Origin of the sequence: Nocardioides insulae DSM 17944, assembly GCF_000422825.1 — a bacterium.
GTDB classification, from domain to species: Bacteria; Actinomycetota; Actinomycetes; order Propionibacteriales; family Nocardioidaceae; genus Nocardioides; species Nocardioides insulae.
The window spans coordinates 172,980-187,131 of the sequence record NZ_KE383928.1; the positions used below are offsets into that span (position 1 = coordinate 172,980).

Genomic DNA, 14,152 nt, shown 5'->3' on the forward strand with positions numbered 1-14,152 from the left:
CTCCGGGGCTTACGGCTCCAGGGTGTATCCGAGCCCGCTGGTGGTGACCAGGTGCCGGGGGTGGGCCGGGTCCTGCTCGAGCTTGCGGCGCAGTTGGGCGGCGTACACGCGCAGGTAGTGCGTCTCCTTGGCGTACGCCGGCCCCCAGACGGTGGTGAGGATCTGCTCGCGGGGGACCAGCCTCCCGACGTTGCGGGCCAGCAGGTCGAGGAAGGCCCACTCGGTCGGGGTGAGGCGTACGTCGGCGCCGGCCCGGCTCACCCGCTTGCGGGCGAAGTCGATGACCAACTCACCGATCTCCAGGGTCGGGGTCGGCGGGCGAGGAGGAGTCCTGTCCGCGGCGTACGGCGGCGCGGAGCCGGGCCATCAGCTCGTTCATCGCGAACGGTTTGGTGACGTAGTCGTCGGCGCCGAGGTCGAGCGCCTGGATCTTGTCCTCTCCGTGCTGCCGGGCCGAGAGTACGACGACCGGCACCTGTGTCCACCCGCGCAGCCCCTGCAGTACCTCGGTGCCGTCGAGATCGGGGAGGCCCAGGTCGAGCAGGACCACGTCCGGACCGGTCTCTGAGCCCAGGCCATCGAGAACGGCAGCAGGAGGAGCAGCAGGATCTCCAAGAGGTTGGTGTAGGGGTTGGGGTTCTCGAAGGGGTGGGCGCTGTTGGCGTTGTAGAAGCCGCCGCCGTTGGTGCCCAGTTCCTTGATCGCCTCCTGGCTCGCGACCGGCCCGCCGGTGATCGCCTGGTGTCCACCGGTGAGCGTCGTGACGGTGTGCGGGTCGTGCAGGTTCTGCACCACGCCGGCGATGACCAGCAGCAGGGCCGCGACGAACGCGAAGGGCAGCAGCACGCGCAGGGTGGTGCGGATGAGGTCGACCCAGAAGTTGCCCACCCGTCCGCCGGATCGGCCGCGGACGAGTGCCCGCGCCAGGGCGGCGGCGACGCTGAGTCCGACCGCGGCGGAGACGAAGTTCTGTACCGCCAGGCCGCTCATCTGGTAGAGGTGGCCGGCGGCGGCCTCACCGGAGTACCACTGCCAGTTGGTGTTGGTGACGAAGGAGACCGCCGTGTTCCAGGCGCCGTCGGCCGGGAGCGCGCTCATCCCGGTGTCGAGCGGCAACCGGTTCTGCAGGCGGCCGAGCCCGTAGAGGAACAGCACGCCGATGAGGGAGAAGCCGAGCACCGAGAGGGCGTAGGAGCGCCAGTGCTGGTCGGCCTCCGGGTCGACCCGGAGGAGCCGGTACGCCGCCCGCTCGACGCGCAGGTGCCCGGTGCTCGTGTAGGTGTGGGCGAGCAGCCGCCCGACCAGCGGTACGGCGAGCGCCAGCAGCAGGGCGAGCAGGGCGATCTGCCCGGCGGCGGCGAGGGTCTCGCTCATGGGCGGACCTCGTGCGGCGCAGGGTTGGCGGCCGGGTCGGCGCTCGTGGGGCCGGGGGATGCGTCCTCGGCGGGTGGCAGTCGCCGGTCGATGAGTCCGACCAGCAGCGCCAGTCCGGCGAAGCACGCCAGGGTCAGGAGCAGGAAGACGATGTCGATCACGGGAGTGATCCAACGCCGCCCGGAGCGCGAGCGGCGGCGTCCTGACGGTTCCTTGACGGTCCCGCCGGCGGCCCTGATGCAACCCTGACCCGCGGCCGGTGCTCAGCCGAGGGCTGGGCCGGCCTCGGCCCGGAACACCTCCCGGTAGGCGTCATCGAGCAGGTCGGCATCGAGGTCGCTGACCACCTCGTCGTCACCGTCGCCGATCCGGGTGAGCCGGCCCGGCTCGTCCACCAGGGCGACCGACCAGGTGCCCGAGACCGTCTCCCCGGCCTCCGGCACGGTGAGGTACGCCGCGGTGGCGAGGTCCCAGAACCGCGGGGTGGGGTACCCGGTCAGCACACCGATCCCGCCGACCACAGGGGCACGCATGCCCGCGGGCGAGCCGTCCGGCACCACCTCGTGCGGTACGACGGTGACGGGCACCGGCCCGCCGAGGACCGCTGCGAGCGAGTCCGGGTCGGCGGCGGCGTTCCACTCCCCGGCGAGGTCATCCTGTGGGGGGCCCTCCCGTACGCCGGTCATGGCGATGATCCGGTCGATCCGCGCGTACCCCGCCGGGTCGCCGGCGAGCAGCGCGGCCAGTTCGGTCGCCGGCCCGAGCGCGACCACCTGGAGGCGTGGCCGCTCCCGCGCCAGCCGGGCGATCAGCTCCGCCGGGGTCTCCTCGACGGGCTCGGCCGCCGTCACCGCCGGCTCACGGGTGAATCCGTTGTCCAGGACCGCTGCGCTCGCCCAGGACGCGGGGAAGGGGATGCCGTGGGGCCCACGTTCGGCGGTGCCGCAGGAGATCGGCACCGGGGCGGAGCCGACCGCGGTGACCAGGTCCTGAGCCAGGTCCACTCCCGTGGGACACGTGACCAGGCCGGTGCTCGGGACGGTCACCGCGAGCACCCGGACCCCGGGATGGCGCAGCAGGAAGGCGAGCGCCACCAGGTCGTCCGGTGCCAGGTCCGTGTCCACGACCACCTCGATCGCGTCCGCCTGCTTCGCAGCCGGGGCGGCGAGTCGGCCGGGCGGTCGGATCTCACCGTCGTTGTCGTAGGCCGCCGTACAACCGGTGCACAGCAGCAGTCCGACCAGCCCGGTGAGCAGCGTCCTCATGAGGGGTACACCAGGAGTTGGGCGCCCACCGAGACCGCCGCCAGGACCGTTCCGCCCAGCACGAGTAGCCGGCGAGCCCGCCCGCCCGGCAACGCGAGGGCGAACACCAGGGCGCTCAGTCCCAGCAGCCACCCGGTATGCCACCAGGCCAGGGACTCCGAGACCACCAGTCGGGCCCAGTGGTCCTGGTACTCGCTCGGCGGCTCGAGCAGCCAGTGGCTTGGGAAGGTCAGCGGGTCGGTGCTCGCCGGGCCCACCTCGACGTACACGGGCTGGGTCTGGAGGATGGAGAACGCGGCGACCCCGGGGGCTGTGAAGGCCCACGCGGTGACCGTGACCGGGAGCCACCCGACCAGCAGGACGATGGCGGCCGTGACGCGGTGGCGTACGCGTCGCCCGACGGCGGCGCCGGCCGCGACGGCCAGCAGGGTGGCCGCGACCGGCTGGCTGAGCTCGGCCGCGGTGGGGTGGGCGTGCAGGGTGCGGCCGGGCTCGGTGCCGAGGTCCACCCCGCCGATCCACCAGATGTAGGCGGTCAGTCCGGTGGTGAACGCGAGGGTGAGCGCCACCGCGGGCCAGGCGCCCAGCGCGACGCCGAGGCAACGGTCGGTCGCGTCCACCGGCGCCCCCGAGGCGACGTCGGTCCGCTGGCGGTGGAAGCCGCCCGCGACGATCAGGCTGACCGCGATGTAGCCGGCGGCCGGGAGGAGGAACCAGGCGCCGTACTTGTCGCCGTTCCACTCCGACGGCTGGAGCCACGACCGCACCATCGCAGCGGTCAGGACGACGGCCGCCAGCAGCCACGGACTGCGCAGGGTCCGGCGGGCCTCGGTCCGGGCGAGGGCGACCACCACCCGCCACCGGTTCGCCAGCGGGCTCTGGACGACGGGCCGGGATGAGGCCGCGGCGAAGAGGGTCATCGGTGCCGTCCGGCGATCACGGCCAGCGCGGACACCGCCGCGACCGGCCACGGATGGGTGGACCACACGTCCAGGCCGTCGACCACCCCGTCCAGGAGTTGGCTCGCGGTGACCCAGACGACGGGCAGAGCGGCCGCCAGCTGGGTGGCGCGGCCGGGTGGCAGCCAGGTGGCGAGCGCCAGGCCCGCCAGCGCCAACGCCACCGCTGCGGGAGCGAGGTCGGTGTCGACGGAGGTGGGGACGAGCGATTGCAGTACGACGAGCAGCGGGATGGCCAGGACGGCGACCAGCCCGAGCCGCAGCAGCCGACGTGCGAGCCGCGAGGTCGGGAGGGCGGCGAGCAGGGGGTCGGCGGGGTCGCGTAGGGCGGCGAGGGCACCGGACACCACGGCCGCCGCGGCCAGGACCGGGAGCCCGGAGGGTCGTTCCGAGAGGCCGCGGATGAGCAGCACGGCGCCGAGCCCGACCGCACCGGCGGCCAGCACCGGCGGCCAGGGGAGGGCGGCAGCGGTCGGTCGGGCGGCCTGGGTGAGGACCGACCGGTTCATCGCTCGCCCCGGACCGCGAGCAGGTAGCCGTCGTCGAGCGTGGCGGGGCAGGTCACGGCACCGTGGGGCGGTCTGCCGAGATTGCGGAACCCTCCCTCGCCGGTCATCCAGGAGCGGTCCGCGGCCGGGTCTGCCGCCTCCGACTCCCACACCCGTCCCTCCGCCAGGCCGCGCAGCCCGGCGGGGGTGCCGTCGAAGACCACCGCCCCGCGCGTCATCACGAGAACCCTGGTGCACAGGGTCGCGACCTCGCCGGTGTTGTGGGTGGAGATCAGGACGGTGCCGCGCCGGGCGTTCTCGGCGAGCAGCGTGCGGAGTTCGAGCCGCTGCTCCGGATCGAGGCCGGTCGCGGGCTCGTCGAGCAGGAGCAGTTCGGGGGTGCCGAGCAACGCGGCCGCGAGCGCGACCCGCTGCTGCATGCCGCCGGACAGCGTGCGGATCCGCCTGCGGGCCACGTCCTGGAGACCGACGAGTTCGAGCACCCGCGAGCACTCCCGCGCCCGGAGCCTCCGGTCGGTGTGCTCCTTGAGGATCGCGACGTACTCGACCAGCTCGAAGGCGGTGAAGGACGGGTACAGCTCGGGGGACTGCGGCAGATAGCCCAGTCGCCGGCGGATCTCGAGCCGCTCGGAGGGCCGGGCCGGGTCGAGCCCGAGGAGCTCGAGAGCACCGCCTTCGGGCGCGAGCACGGTGGCCAGGACGCGGAGCAACGTGGTCTTGCCGGCCCCGTTGGGCCCGAGCAGTCCGATCACACCGCCGCTGAGGCTCAGGTCGATGCCGTCGACGGCCGTGGTCCGGCCGAACCGCTTGGTCAGCCCGGTGGCCGCGACGGCGGCCGTACTCGGGGCGAGGATGTCGGTCACAGGGTCCTCCGGTAGGCGAGCCGGTCACGGCGCAGGACCGCGACGGCGAAGGCGAGGACGGCGGCCAGCAGGCAGCCGTACTGGACGGGCGCGGCGGTGACCAGGTCGACCACCAGTTCGGTGCCGTTGCGGCGGGCGGCCACGCCCACAGCCACCGCCCACACCGTGCCGAGGACCGCCGCGACCACGGCCGGGTCCAGCCGCGAGGTACCGACGGCGAGGACGACTCCGGACAGGGCCAGCCCGGGCAACAGCCAGGCGAGCGCGACGGCCGCGGGTACGCCGACGACGAGGGCGGCGAGGACCCCGAGCGGGCCCGCGACGCAGGAGACCAGCAGTGCCCGTCCGGCCACCATCCGGATGCCGGCGGCGGGCGCGGCCAGGGAGAGCTCGCCGACCGGGTCGGCCTCGCGGCGATAGGCGAGGACGACCGCGACCATCGGGGCGAGCGGTGCACCGGCGAGGAGAGGGGTGGGCACGCGTTCGGTGCCCGCCAGGGCGGCGATGCCGAGGGGGAGTACGACGAGCAGGGCGACCGCGAGGCCGAAGGCCGCGACCAGCGGCCGGGTCGCGGCGGCGAGTCGCAGCGCGGGTGTCGCCGTACCGCTGTCGAGGGCGGCGTTGAGCGCGGCCCAACGGCGGGCGCTCTCGGCGGCGGAGGCCGGATCGGCGGTGCGGGCGAACCGGTCGCGGCAGGTGGCGCACCCGAGGAGATGGCTCTCCACGGAGGCGACGAGGACGGGCGCGGCGGTGCCGGACCGATACGCCTCCAGGTCCAACGGCTGGGCGTGCCAGGCGTTCACAACAGTGCTCCTCTCAACTGGGTCCGGGCTCGGCTCATCCGGCTCTTCACGGTGCCGCTCGGAATGCCGAGGAGGGCGGCAGCCTCCCGGGTGGAGAGCCCGTCGAGGACGGTGGCCTGGACGACGGCCAGCAGTTCGGGGGACAGGCTCTCCAGCGCGACTCCGATGCTGCTGTGCTCGAGCCGGGCCAGGACCAGTTCCTCGGGTGAGTCCGGCTCCCGGGTGCGCAGACCGCTCAGCCGCTCGACGACGTTGCGTCGGGGACGGAGCTCGTGCAGGAGGGAGCGGATCGCGATGCCCCACAGCCAGGCCGCGACCTCGCCCTCCCCGCGCCAGCCACGGGGTCGCCGCCAGACGCTGAGGAACGTGTCGTCGATCGCCTGATCGACGATCGCGGGGTCGGGGCAGCGGTAGGTGAGCCGGGCGCTCAGCCAGGGCTCGTGTCGGCGGAACAGTTCGTGGAACGCCGATCGGTCCCCGTCGGCGACCGCGGTCAGCAGGACGGCGTCAGTGCGCTCGTCCTCGCCAGCCGGGATCCGTTCGCCAACCATCACGCACCTCTGTGCCGCTGGGCGACCCATTCGGTTCACGCGTGTCGACGATCCGTCCCGGAACCGGCTCGACCACGCCGTCCCAGGATAGGGCGGGACGCCGCCCGAGCGCTCGGAATTCGGGCACCGGCGGGCTCAGACGGGCACGAGCAGGGCGACCACCATGACCATGGGGAGCGAGATGACCGAGGCGATCGACGTGACCACGGTCAGCGTCTTCAACGTGCCTGCAGTGGACAGGCCGAGCAGCGCCTTGAACATCCAGAAGAAGTTGCTGTTGACCTGGAGGGCGAACATGGCGCCGGAGGCGATGGCCAGGCCGATGCCGATCGGCGCGACGTCGATGCTGTCCAGGATCGGGGCGATGATCCCGGAGGCGGTGATGGCCGCGACCGAGACGGACCCGATCGCCAGGTGGAGCACCGCCGCCACGAACCAGGCGAGCAGCACGCTGAGCACCACCGGCGTACCCGCCTCGGCGGAGAACAGGTCGCCGAGCACCGAGTCGAGGCCGGTCTCGGTGATGACCGCGCCGAGTGAACCGCCGACACCGGTGATCAGCAGGATCTCGCCGGTGGTGTGGAAGCCGTTCTCCATGGCGTCGTTGGTACGCCGGCCCCCCATCGTGGTCCGGGCCAGGATGTAGGCGCCGAGCAGGCCGATGAACAGGGCGATGTTGGCGTCGCCGATGAAGGCGATGAAGGCGTTCGACCAGCCGCCGAGTTCGGCGAAGGCCGCGAACGCGATGAGCACCAGTGGCACCAGGATCGGCAGGAACAGCACGACCAGCGGGAGCCGACGCTCGGGGAAGTGGCGGGTCTCCTCCGCCTCGGCTGCCCCCTCGGAGCCCGAGCGCGCCTCCTCCGGTTCGGCCTCCTGCGCGAGCATCGCCTCGTCGGGCTCCTCGTCGGTGCCCGGCTTCCAGTAGCCCGTCCGCAGCACGACCCGCATGATCACCGTGGTGATCAGGGCCGTGGCCAGGCCGATGACCACGCCGTACGGGAGATAGGTGCCGAGAGGTACGTCGAGCAGGCCGGCGATCGAGATCGCCGCGAGCCCCGGAACGACGAAGACGTACCCGGCGAAGATGCCGGTGCCGAGCGCGGAGGCCATCAGGGGCAGTCCGTGCCGCCCGATCCGCGGGGCGGCGGACCTGGCGACCGGCGAGGCGAGCACGACCTGCACGTCGACGTAGATGGAGGGCATCACGACCGCCAGCAGGGAGGTCATCGCATACGGCAACCGGGTGGCCCCCAGATGGGCCACCAGCACCTCCACCAGGCGGTGGAAGGCCCCACTGGCGTGCAGGAGCGCACCGATCACGACGCCGAAGCCGATCAGCAGGCCGACCTCGGCCATGATGTCGCCGAACCCGGTGGTGATCGCGACGACGGTGCCCTCGAAGCCCACGCCCCCGGCCAGGCCGAGGTAGAGCGAGCCGAGGACCAGGGCGATGACCGGTTCGACCTTGAACCGGATGATCAGGCCGACGACGATCAGGATGGCGATGGTGGTGTGGACGGCGACCAAGGCAACTCTCCCGGATGAGTGGGGGCGCGGCTATCTGAACGCTAGCCGACAGTGACCGGGGTCACATACCCAGCGCGCCGTCCGCGGGTGAGCGCCAGGACGCGAGGGGAGGAGGGACGCCCTCGGCCCTGTTCTGCTGGTGACGGCACGCTCAGCGTCGACGGCCGAGTGAGACCACGACCCGCGACCCGGAGGCCTCGAGGATGACGCTCTCGAGCACCATTCCGACCGGCGTCGTCGTGCTCGCAGGTGGGAGCAACCCGATGACGGGAACGTCGGTCAGCTTCGCGATCACCTCGAGGCGGGTCCACCGCTGCCAGAACTGATCGCGCCCCAGGCGGGCCCCCAGCGCTGGGGGAACCGGCCGCTCCCGCTCGGCGTCGATCGCGATCTCACCTCGTGCCTCGGGCCCGATCCACGCGACCACCCTGCCGTCGTCGAGGTGGCTCCGCACGGCGTGGGCGGCGAGTTCGGAGTCCGACCCCACGACCAGTCGGGCGGCCGGGTCAGATGCTGCCGCCACCGTCGACCACGACGGTCTCGCCGTTGATGTTGGTCTGCTCCCACAACAGCATCCGCACCACCGGAAGCACATCGGCGGGAGTGGTCATCTGGCCCGAGGGCGTACGGCGCCGGATCGCATCCAGCTGCGTCGAACCGAGTACGGCAGACATCTCGGAGGCGAAGAAGCCGGGCGCCACCGCGTTCACCAGCACTCGGCCGCCGAGCTCCCTGGCCAACGACCTGGTCGCAGCATCCATCCCACCCTTGGCGGCCGAGTACGCGACCAGCCCGGGGAAACCGCGCTGCCCGCAGATCGACGTGACGTTGAGGATCCTGCCCCGCACCCCGCGGCCCAGCATCCGGCGCACCACGAGCCGGGCGAGCAGCAACGGCGCGGTCAGATTGGTCTCGAGGATCTCCGCGATGCGCTCCTGCGAGGTGTGAACATGCAGCGAGTCCTGCCCGATCGCCGCGTTGTTGACCAGCGCGTCGACCACGCCGAACCGGCTCTCCACCTCACGCACGAAGGCCTGCGTCGCGGTGGTGTCGGTGATGTCGACCGCGCCCAGGTGCACCCGGCCGGGGTGGTCATCGGCGAGCTCCTTCATCTCCGCGCTCACTGTGCGGGCGAACGCCGCGACGTTCACGCCACGCTCGGCCGCATCGGTCGCGATCGCCAGGCCCAGCCCGCGTGAGGCGCCGGAGATCAGGACCACCTCCGCGGGCGGGACCGGCCCGCGATCGTTGTCCGGGCTCGTCTCGGTGGTCTCAGACATCGCTCTTCAGGGACTCCTTCAGTGGGATCTCGGTGCGGAAGAGGAAGCGGCGCGGGACGCCGTGCGCGGGCAGGCGGTCGCGTGCCCAGGAGGACAGGTGTTGCTCGAGTACAGGGCCTCCCTCGGCCCCGGATCGCGGGACCACGGTGGCCTGCACCACCGCGCCCACCAGGGGGGCCCGTCGCGCCGAGACCTGCGCCCAGGCGACGTCCGGGTGGGCCTGGAGCACCTCGCGGACCGCCGCGGCCGAGACCTTCGATCCACCCACGTTGATCTCGTCGGTATCGACCCGGCCGGTGATGAGGATCCGACCGGCGCGGCGCTCGACCCGATCGCCGGTGCGAACCGGGCCGCTCAGGCCGGTGCCGTGATGGGGCGAGGTGATGACCAGCTCCTCGCCCCCGCCCTCAGCGGCTGGGACGACGTCCAGGACGGGGCGGCCGGGGCGGACGCGGCCGAGCCACTCCTCGGGGAATCCGGCGCGGCCGTCGTGGACGACGATCGACGCGCCGACCTCGCTGGAGGCGTAGATCCAGGAGACGCGAGCGGTCGGGAAGACGGCGAGGAGCTGGTCCAGGATCGCCTGGTCGACCGGCTCCCCACCCAAGGTCACCTGCTGCAGCGGTACCTGCGCCAGCGCGTCGGACTGCGACATCAGGGTCTGTCGCCAGAACGTGGGAGTGCCCGAGGCCGCGGTCACCTCCTGCTCGGCGGCGACCTGGGCCCACCCGTCCACGCGCGCTGGGTCGAGGAGCACCAGATCCTGCCCCGGCAGTGAGAGACCCAGCGTGATCACCTGCCACCAGGCATAGCTGCCCGGGGAGTACGGGCACAGCCAGCGTCGCGGTGGCAGATCGCCTGCCACGGTGCTGAGGCTGGCCAGAGTGTGGCCGATCCGCTTGGGCCGGCCGGTGGATCCCGAGGTCAGCAACCACAGCCGGCCGCTCTCGCCGTCACGGGGGCGGGTGGGAGACGCCTCCTCCTCACCCCGGATCGCGAACCCGTCTGCTCGCAGCTCGGCGCGCATGCCGGGATCGAGTCGTTCGCGACCCACCACCAACAGCTCCGCACGGTTGAGGGCGTGCTGCCACACCCAGGCGAGGGCGTCCTCACTGTCCGCGACCGCGGCCGCGGTGGGCTCGTCCCCACGCACGACGGGTGGGAGGTCGCGCCAGCGGCGGGTGCTGCCGTCTGCGCCGATGAGCAGGTTGTCGGCGCCCGCAGTGGTCGTGGCGGCCCGGCTCACGATTGCTGCAGCTCGACGAGCAGGTCGAGTACGTCGCCGACCGTGGTGATGGCGCGCAGTCCGGCGGCTTCGAAGTTCAGCTCCATGCCGACCTCGTCCTCCACCCGCAGAGCGAGCTCGGAGAAGTCCAGCGACCGGAAGCCGATCTCGGCCAGTTCGGCGCTGTCGCCGGTCTCCCCGCCCGGGAGTCGTTTGCCTTGGGCGGCGAGTACCTGCGCCATCTGGTCTCGGACCTGCGCACGGGACATCGATTGCATGGCCGCACTGTATAGGCGAGGAAACCTGAGAATCCGTGATTCTCGGGCGTCCTGATATTGGTGAGGGCGATATTTGAGCGGCGTTCATCTCGCGTCCACGGAATGCATTTCGTCGTTCATCCTGACTTTGCCGGAATTTCGCCTGGATGCTTCTCGCCGGCAGTAGCGGGGATGGCAGGCTCTGGGCATGCTCCGAACTGCCGCCGACGTTGATGTCGAGATGATGCGATCCTGGCGAAACCAGGAGGCGAATCGAGATATCAGCATCAATTCCCACGAGATCAGCGCCGAGGAGCATCGCTCCTGGTGGCAGGCGGTGAGCACTGACCCGGGACGGCGGGTGCTGATCTTCGAGGTCGACGGGCGACCGCTCGGTGTGGTGACGTTCTTCGACATCGACCTGAACTCGGATCTCCCCAGTGCAGCGTGGGGCTTCTATCTGGACCATCACACCGTGACGGCGGAGGGGACGGCGATGCTGGCCTGGATGAAGGTGATGGCCGCCGCCATCGACTACGCCTTCGACGTCTTGATGGTCGACGTCTTGTACGCGGAGGTCCTCGAGCACAACGACCCGGTCCGGAGGATGAACCGGCGCTACCGGTTCGTCGAGGGCACTCCAGAGGAGCGCACCGTCGATGACCGCGCGATCGCCGTGATCCCACTCTCCCTGCATCGTGCGGATCGCCGTGCCGTTGCGGGCCGGGAGGTCCCCGCGTGAGCGCCGCAGGCAGCATTCGCCTCGCAGGCCCGGTGGAGGCGAGCATCGGAGGCGATCGCCCGCCGTTCGTGGTGGCGGAGATGTCCGGCAACCACAACGGCGACCTGGGTCGTGCCAGGGAACTGGTCCGCGCTGCCGGCGAGGCCGGCGCCCACGCACTCAAGCTGCAGACCTACACCGCCGACACCATCACCCTCGACGTCGACTCCCCTCACTTCCGCCTCTCGACCGACCACCCGCTGTGGCCCGGTCGTCGCCTGCACGATCTCTACACCGAGGCGCACACGCCCTGGGAGTGGCACGCCGAACTGTTCGAGCTGACCCGTGAGCTCGGGATGGTGCCGTTCAGTGCGCCGTTCGATCCGACCGCGGTCGACTTCCTCGTCGAGATGGAGGTGCCGATCCTCAAGTGCGCCTCCAGCGAGATCACCGACCTGCCGTTGATCCGCACCATGGCAGCCACCGGCAAGCCGGTGATCATCTCCACCGGCACGGCGACCATGGCGGAGATCGATGCGGCGGTCCGAGCTGCCCGGGAGACGGGGAACGATCAGGTGATCGTGCTGGCCTGCACCGCGTCGTACCCGGCGCCGCCCGAGGCCTCCAACCTGCGGTCGATCCCGGTGCTGCGCGACGCTCTCGACGTACCGGTCGGCCTCTCGGATCACACCCTGGGCATCGGCGCCTCGATCGCGGCCGTGGCGCTGGGCGCCTGCGTCATCGAGAAGCACCTCACGCTGGCTCGGGACGACGGCGGGGTCGACAGCGCCTTCTCCCTGACCCCCGACGAGTTCGCCGACCTGGTGACCGGCACCGCTGTCGGTTGGAGCGCCCTGGGGGAGGCCCGCGTCGGCCCGAAAGAGGTCGAGCGCGAGGGCCTGCGTTTCCGCCGCTCGCTCTTCGTCACCCGCGACGTCCGCGAGGGGGACACCGTCTCGGCCGACAACGTCCGCTCGGTGCGGCCCGCGAACGGGCTGGCGCCGGAGCGTTTCGGCGAGATCGAGGGGCGTACGTTCCGCGCCGCCGCTGTCGCGGGGACGCCGATGTCGCTCGACCTGCTGTGAGCCGGCGGCCCGCCGCGGACCGGCTCGTCCGCCACTCCGAGACCCGGATCGTGGTGATCGACGAACTCCGGATCGCGTTCCTCCCCATCCCCAAGAGCGGATGCACCTCGCTGCTGTGGACGTTGGCCGATCTGGCCGGGCTCGCCCCGGAGCGGTTCGGGTCCTCGCGACAGGCCGAAGTGACGCCGCAGATGGCGATCCACGACATGACCCGATGGGAACCACGCCATCGCTGGCAGGAGCGGAGCGCCGCGCAGCGGCACAGGATCCTCTCCGATCCCGGCTGGCTGCGGCTTAGCGTCGTTCGCGACCCGGCGCCCCGACTCTGGTCGGGCTGGCAGTCCAAACTCCTGCTCGCGGAGCCCCGCTTCGTGGATCGCTTCGGCAGCGAACCCTGGTTCCCCGACCGGGTCGATACCCCGGAGGCGTTGCGGACGTCGTTCCATGCCTTCGTCCGAGCCCTCGACGTCGATCCGGAGCTCGCGCCCCACGACGCGCATTGGGGCCCGCAGACCGGCCTGATGGCCGGTTTCGACCCGACCTGGGTGGGTCGCGCCGAAGACCCCGGGAGGACTCTGCAGGTCCTGCGGGACCACGTGGCCGGTGTCGGCGCCGATCCCGGCCGAGTGCGTTCGGACGTGCCACGGGAGAACGCCAATCCGATCCCCTACCACCCGACGATCTGGGATCCGGAGACCGCTCTCGCGGTGGCGAGGATCTTCGCCTCCGACTACGCGGCGTGGGACTACGTGCCGCCTCAGGGAGCCACCGCGGCGGACCCGAGCCTCTCCGAGGAGCAGTGCCAGGCGCTGGCCGCCGATCGTCTGGGCGCGGTGGCGATGCTCGCCGAGCGGCACCGCCGGATCGGCGAGCTCCTGGCAGTGGGTGCTGACCTCGAGCGAGCGGCCGCGCACCAGCGGCGCCGGGCCGAGGAGGCCGAGAGCGAGCTGGCCACCGTCACCGGATCACGATCCTGGCGGGCGACCGAGCCACTGCGCCGGTTGCGAGCCAGAAGCAGGTGAGCCCCGGAGGCTGACGCCTCCGATGGCTCAGCCAGCATCCGGCACCCCTGTGCAACGACCATCGATGAGGAGCAAGAGTGGCAGAGCCGACCGTGGACCCCGAAGAGCAGATCCGACGGGCGATCGACGTGGGGGTGGCCCCTCCGTTCGCACGACTGATCGGAGGTATCCCCGGGCCGCTCTCGATCAGGCAGGGCGACCTCCTTCGCGAGCTGGCCGCCCGGGTCACGCAGGGGGTGATCGTCGAGATCGGAAGCTACCGTGGCAAGTCCACTGTCGCCCTTGCCCACGGTGCTCGGGAGGGCCACGACGTGCCTGTGTACGCCGTCGATCCGCACGAGTCCTTCAACGGTCCGTTCGGCGGAGTGTTCGGGCCGGTCAACCGACGACAGTTCTACGAGACCATGCTCTCGACCGGTCATTGGGAGAACGTGCGGCTGGTCAATCTGCCCTCGACCGTGGTCGCCGCAGGGTGGGATCGGCCGATCGGACTCCTGTGGATCGACGGCGACCATCACTATGAAGCCGTACGAGCGGACGTCGAGAGCTGGGAGCGTCATCTGCTGCCGGGGGCGCCGATGGTCCTCGACGACACCGACCGCGGGGGCCCGCAACAGGTCGTGGCCGAACTGGTCGACTCGGGGCGCTGGCGGCTGGGCGAAAAGCGCCGGAAGGTGCAGGTCCTGCACCGGGTCGGCTGAGCGGGCT

The 14,152-nt window shown here is 71.7% G+C and carries 17 protein-coding genes and 2 pseudogenes; 4 read left to right on the forward strand and 15 right to left on the reverse strand.

Going from position 1 to position 14,152, the window contains the following annotated elements; all coding sequences use genetic code 11:
• Positions 1–9 precede the first annotated feature (9 nt).
• From G515_RS23925 to G515_RS0111080, 15 genes and pseudogenes are all read right to left on the reverse strand, one after another.
• On the reverse strand, positions 10–288 hold the full coding sequence (locus tag G515_RS23925) for a winged helix-turn-helix domain-containing protein (RefSeq protein WP_281168303.1): 279 nt from the start codon (positions 286–288) through the stop codon (positions 10–12).
• Between the two features lie 127 nt (positions 289–415).
• Positions 416–550: pseudogene (locus G515_RS23930) on the reverse strand (response regulator); the annotation flags it as partial.
• A gap of 80 nt (positions 551–630) precedes the next feature.
• Positions 631–1,374, reverse strand: a pseudogene (locus G515_RS20885) (potassium-transporting ATPase subunit KdpA); the annotation flags it as partial.
• Complete coding sequence (locus G515_RS23340; RefSeq protein WP_157571080.1) at positions 1,371–1,535, reverse strand: hypothetical protein; 165 nt, start codon at positions 1,533–1,535, stop codon at positions 1,371–1,373. The gene G515_RS23340 and the pseudogene G515_RS20885, both read right to left, overlap by 4 nt.
• A 102-nt stretch (positions 1,536–1,637) precedes the next feature.
• On the reverse strand, positions 1,638–2,639 hold the full coding sequence (locus G515_RS0111030; RefSeq protein WP_028660180.1) for a nucleoside hydrolase: 1,002 nt from the start codon (positions 2,637–2,639) through the stop codon (positions 1,638–1,640).
• Positions 2,636–3,559: a hypothetical protein gene (locus G515_RS0111035; protein WP_028660181.1), complete on the reverse strand. Its 924-nt coding sequence runs from the start codon at positions 3,557–3,559 to the stop codon at positions 2,636–2,638. The genes G515_RS0111030 and G515_RS0111035 overlap by 4 nt, the downstream gene beginning before the upstream one ends.
• Positions 3,556–4,107, reverse strand: a complete 552-nt coding sequence (locus G515_RS0111040; RefSeq protein ID WP_028660182.1) for a hypothetical protein — start codon at positions 4,105–4,107, stop codon at positions 3,556–3,558. The genes G515_RS0111035 and G515_RS0111040 overlap by 4 nt, the downstream gene beginning before the upstream one ends.
• Positions 4,104–4,970, reverse strand: coding sequence for an ABC transporter ATP-binding protein (locus tag G515_RS0111045; RefSeq protein ID WP_028660183.1), 867 nt, complete (start codon positions 4,968–4,970; stop codon positions 4,104–4,106). The genes G515_RS0111040 and G515_RS0111045 overlap by 4 nt, the downstream gene beginning before the upstream one ends.
• Positions 4,967–5,773, reverse strand: a complete 807-nt coding sequence (locus G515_RS0111050; protein ID WP_028660184.1) for a hypothetical protein — start codon at positions 5,771–5,773, stop codon at positions 4,967–4,969. Before G515_RS0111050 ends, G515_RS0111045 begins: the two co-directional genes overlap by 4 nt.
• Positions 5,770–6,324: an RNA polymerase sigma factor gene (locus G515_RS0111055; protein WP_051218254.1), complete on the reverse strand. Its 555-nt coding sequence runs from the start codon at positions 6,322–6,324 to the stop codon at positions 5,770–5,772. Before G515_RS0111055 ends, G515_RS0111050 begins: the two co-directional genes overlap by 4 nt.
• A gap of 135 nt (positions 6,325–6,459) precedes the next feature.
• On the reverse strand, positions 6,460–7,854 hold the full coding sequence (locus G515_RS0111060) for a GntP family permease (RefSeq protein ID WP_028660186.1): 1,395 nt from the start codon (positions 7,852–7,854) through the stop codon (positions 6,460–6,462).
• 151 nt (positions 7,855–8,005) lie between these two features.
• Positions 8,006–8,377 carry a hypothetical protein gene (locus G515_RS20890; RefSeq protein WP_157571081.1) on the reverse strand — a complete coding sequence of 124 codons (372 nt, stop codon included), beginning with the start codon at positions 8,375–8,377 and terminating at the stop codon, positions 8,006–8,008.
• The gene (locus G515_RS0111070; RefSeq protein ID WP_028660187.1) at positions 8,361–9,134 is read right to left on the reverse strand and encodes an SDR family NAD(P)-dependent oxidoreductase; all 774 of its coding nucleotides are present in this window, start codon (positions 9,132–9,134) and stop codon (positions 8,361–8,363) included. The genes G515_RS20890 and G515_RS0111070 overlap by 17 nt, the downstream gene beginning before the upstream one ends.
• Positions 9,127–10,380, reverse strand: coding sequence for an AMP-binding protein (locus G515_RS0111075; RefSeq protein WP_245565351.1), 1,254 nt, complete (start codon positions 10,378–10,380; stop codon positions 9,127–9,129). The genes G515_RS0111070 and G515_RS0111075 overlap by 8 nt, the downstream gene beginning before the upstream one ends.
• Complete coding sequence (locus tag G515_RS0111080; RefSeq protein ID WP_028660188.1) at positions 10,377–10,637, reverse strand: acyl carrier protein; 261 nt, start codon at positions 10,635–10,637, stop codon at positions 10,377–10,379. Before G515_RS0111080 ends, G515_RS0111075 begins: the two co-directional genes overlap by 4 nt.
• Before the next feature lie 187 nt (positions 10,638–10,824).
• Between G515_RS0111080 and G515_RS0111085 the strand changes: the two genes are divergently transcribed.
• The 4 genes from G515_RS0111085 (at position 10,825) to G515_RS0111100 (ending at position 14,145) form a co-directional block, all read left to right on the forward strand.
• Positions 10,825–11,358 carry a GNAT family N-acetyltransferase gene (locus G515_RS0111085; protein ID WP_028660189.1) on the forward strand — a complete coding sequence of 178 codons (534 nt, stop codon included), beginning with the start codon at positions 10,825–10,827 and terminating at the stop codon, positions 11,356–11,358.
• Entirely contained in the window at positions 11,355–12,422 is a 1,068-nt protein-coding gene (gene pseI, locus G515_RS0111090) for a pseudaminic acid synthase (RefSeq protein WP_245565352.1), read from the forward strand. The genes G515_RS0111085 and pseI overlap by 4 nt, the downstream gene beginning before the upstream one ends.
• Complete coding sequence (locus G515_RS20895) at positions 12,419–13,444, forward strand: sulfotransferase family 2 domain-containing protein (RefSeq protein WP_036555411.1); 1,026 nt, start codon at positions 12,419–12,421, stop codon at positions 13,442–13,444. The genes pseI and G515_RS20895 overlap by 4 nt, the downstream gene beginning before the upstream one ends.
• A gap of 77 nt (positions 13,445–13,521) precedes the next feature.
• On the forward strand, positions 13,522–14,145 hold the full coding sequence (locus G515_RS0111100) for a class I SAM-dependent methyltransferase (protein WP_028660191.1): 624 nt from the start codon (positions 13,522–13,524) through the stop codon (positions 14,143–14,145).
• Positions 14,146–14,152: the final 7 nt, after the last annotated feature.

Excerpts from the sequence above, each read along its gene's own strand:
- G515_RS0111080 (WP_028660188.1), bottom strand. The coding sequence starts at position 10,637 with ATGCAATCGATGTCCCGTGCGCAGGTCCGAGACCAGATGGCGCAGGTA.
- G515_RS0111055 (WP_051218254.1), bottom strand. The coding sequence starts at position 6,324 with ATGGTTGGCGAACGGATCCCGGCTGGCGAGGACGAGCGCACTGACGCC.
- G515_RS0111030 (WP_028660180.1), bottom strand. The coding sequence starts at position 2,639 with ATGAGGACGCTGCTCACCGGGCTGGTCGGACTGCTGCTGTGCACCGGT.
- G515_RS0111035 (WP_028660181.1), bottom strand. The coding sequence starts at position 3,559 with ATGACCCTCTTCGCCGCGGCCTCATCCCGGCCCGTCGTCCAGAGCCCG.
- G515_RS0111085 (WP_028660189.1), top strand. The coding sequence starts at position 10,825 with ATGCTCCGAACTGCCGCCGACGTTGATGTCGAGATGATGCGATCCTGG.
- G515_RS0111070 (WP_028660187.1), bottom strand. The coding sequence starts at position 9,134 with ATGTCTGAGACCACCGAGACGAGCCCGGACAACGATCGCGGGCCGGTC.
- G515_RS0111040 (WP_028660182.1), bottom strand. The coding sequence starts at position 4,107 with ATGAACCGGTCGGTCCTCACCCAGGCCGCCCGACCGACCGCTGCCGCC.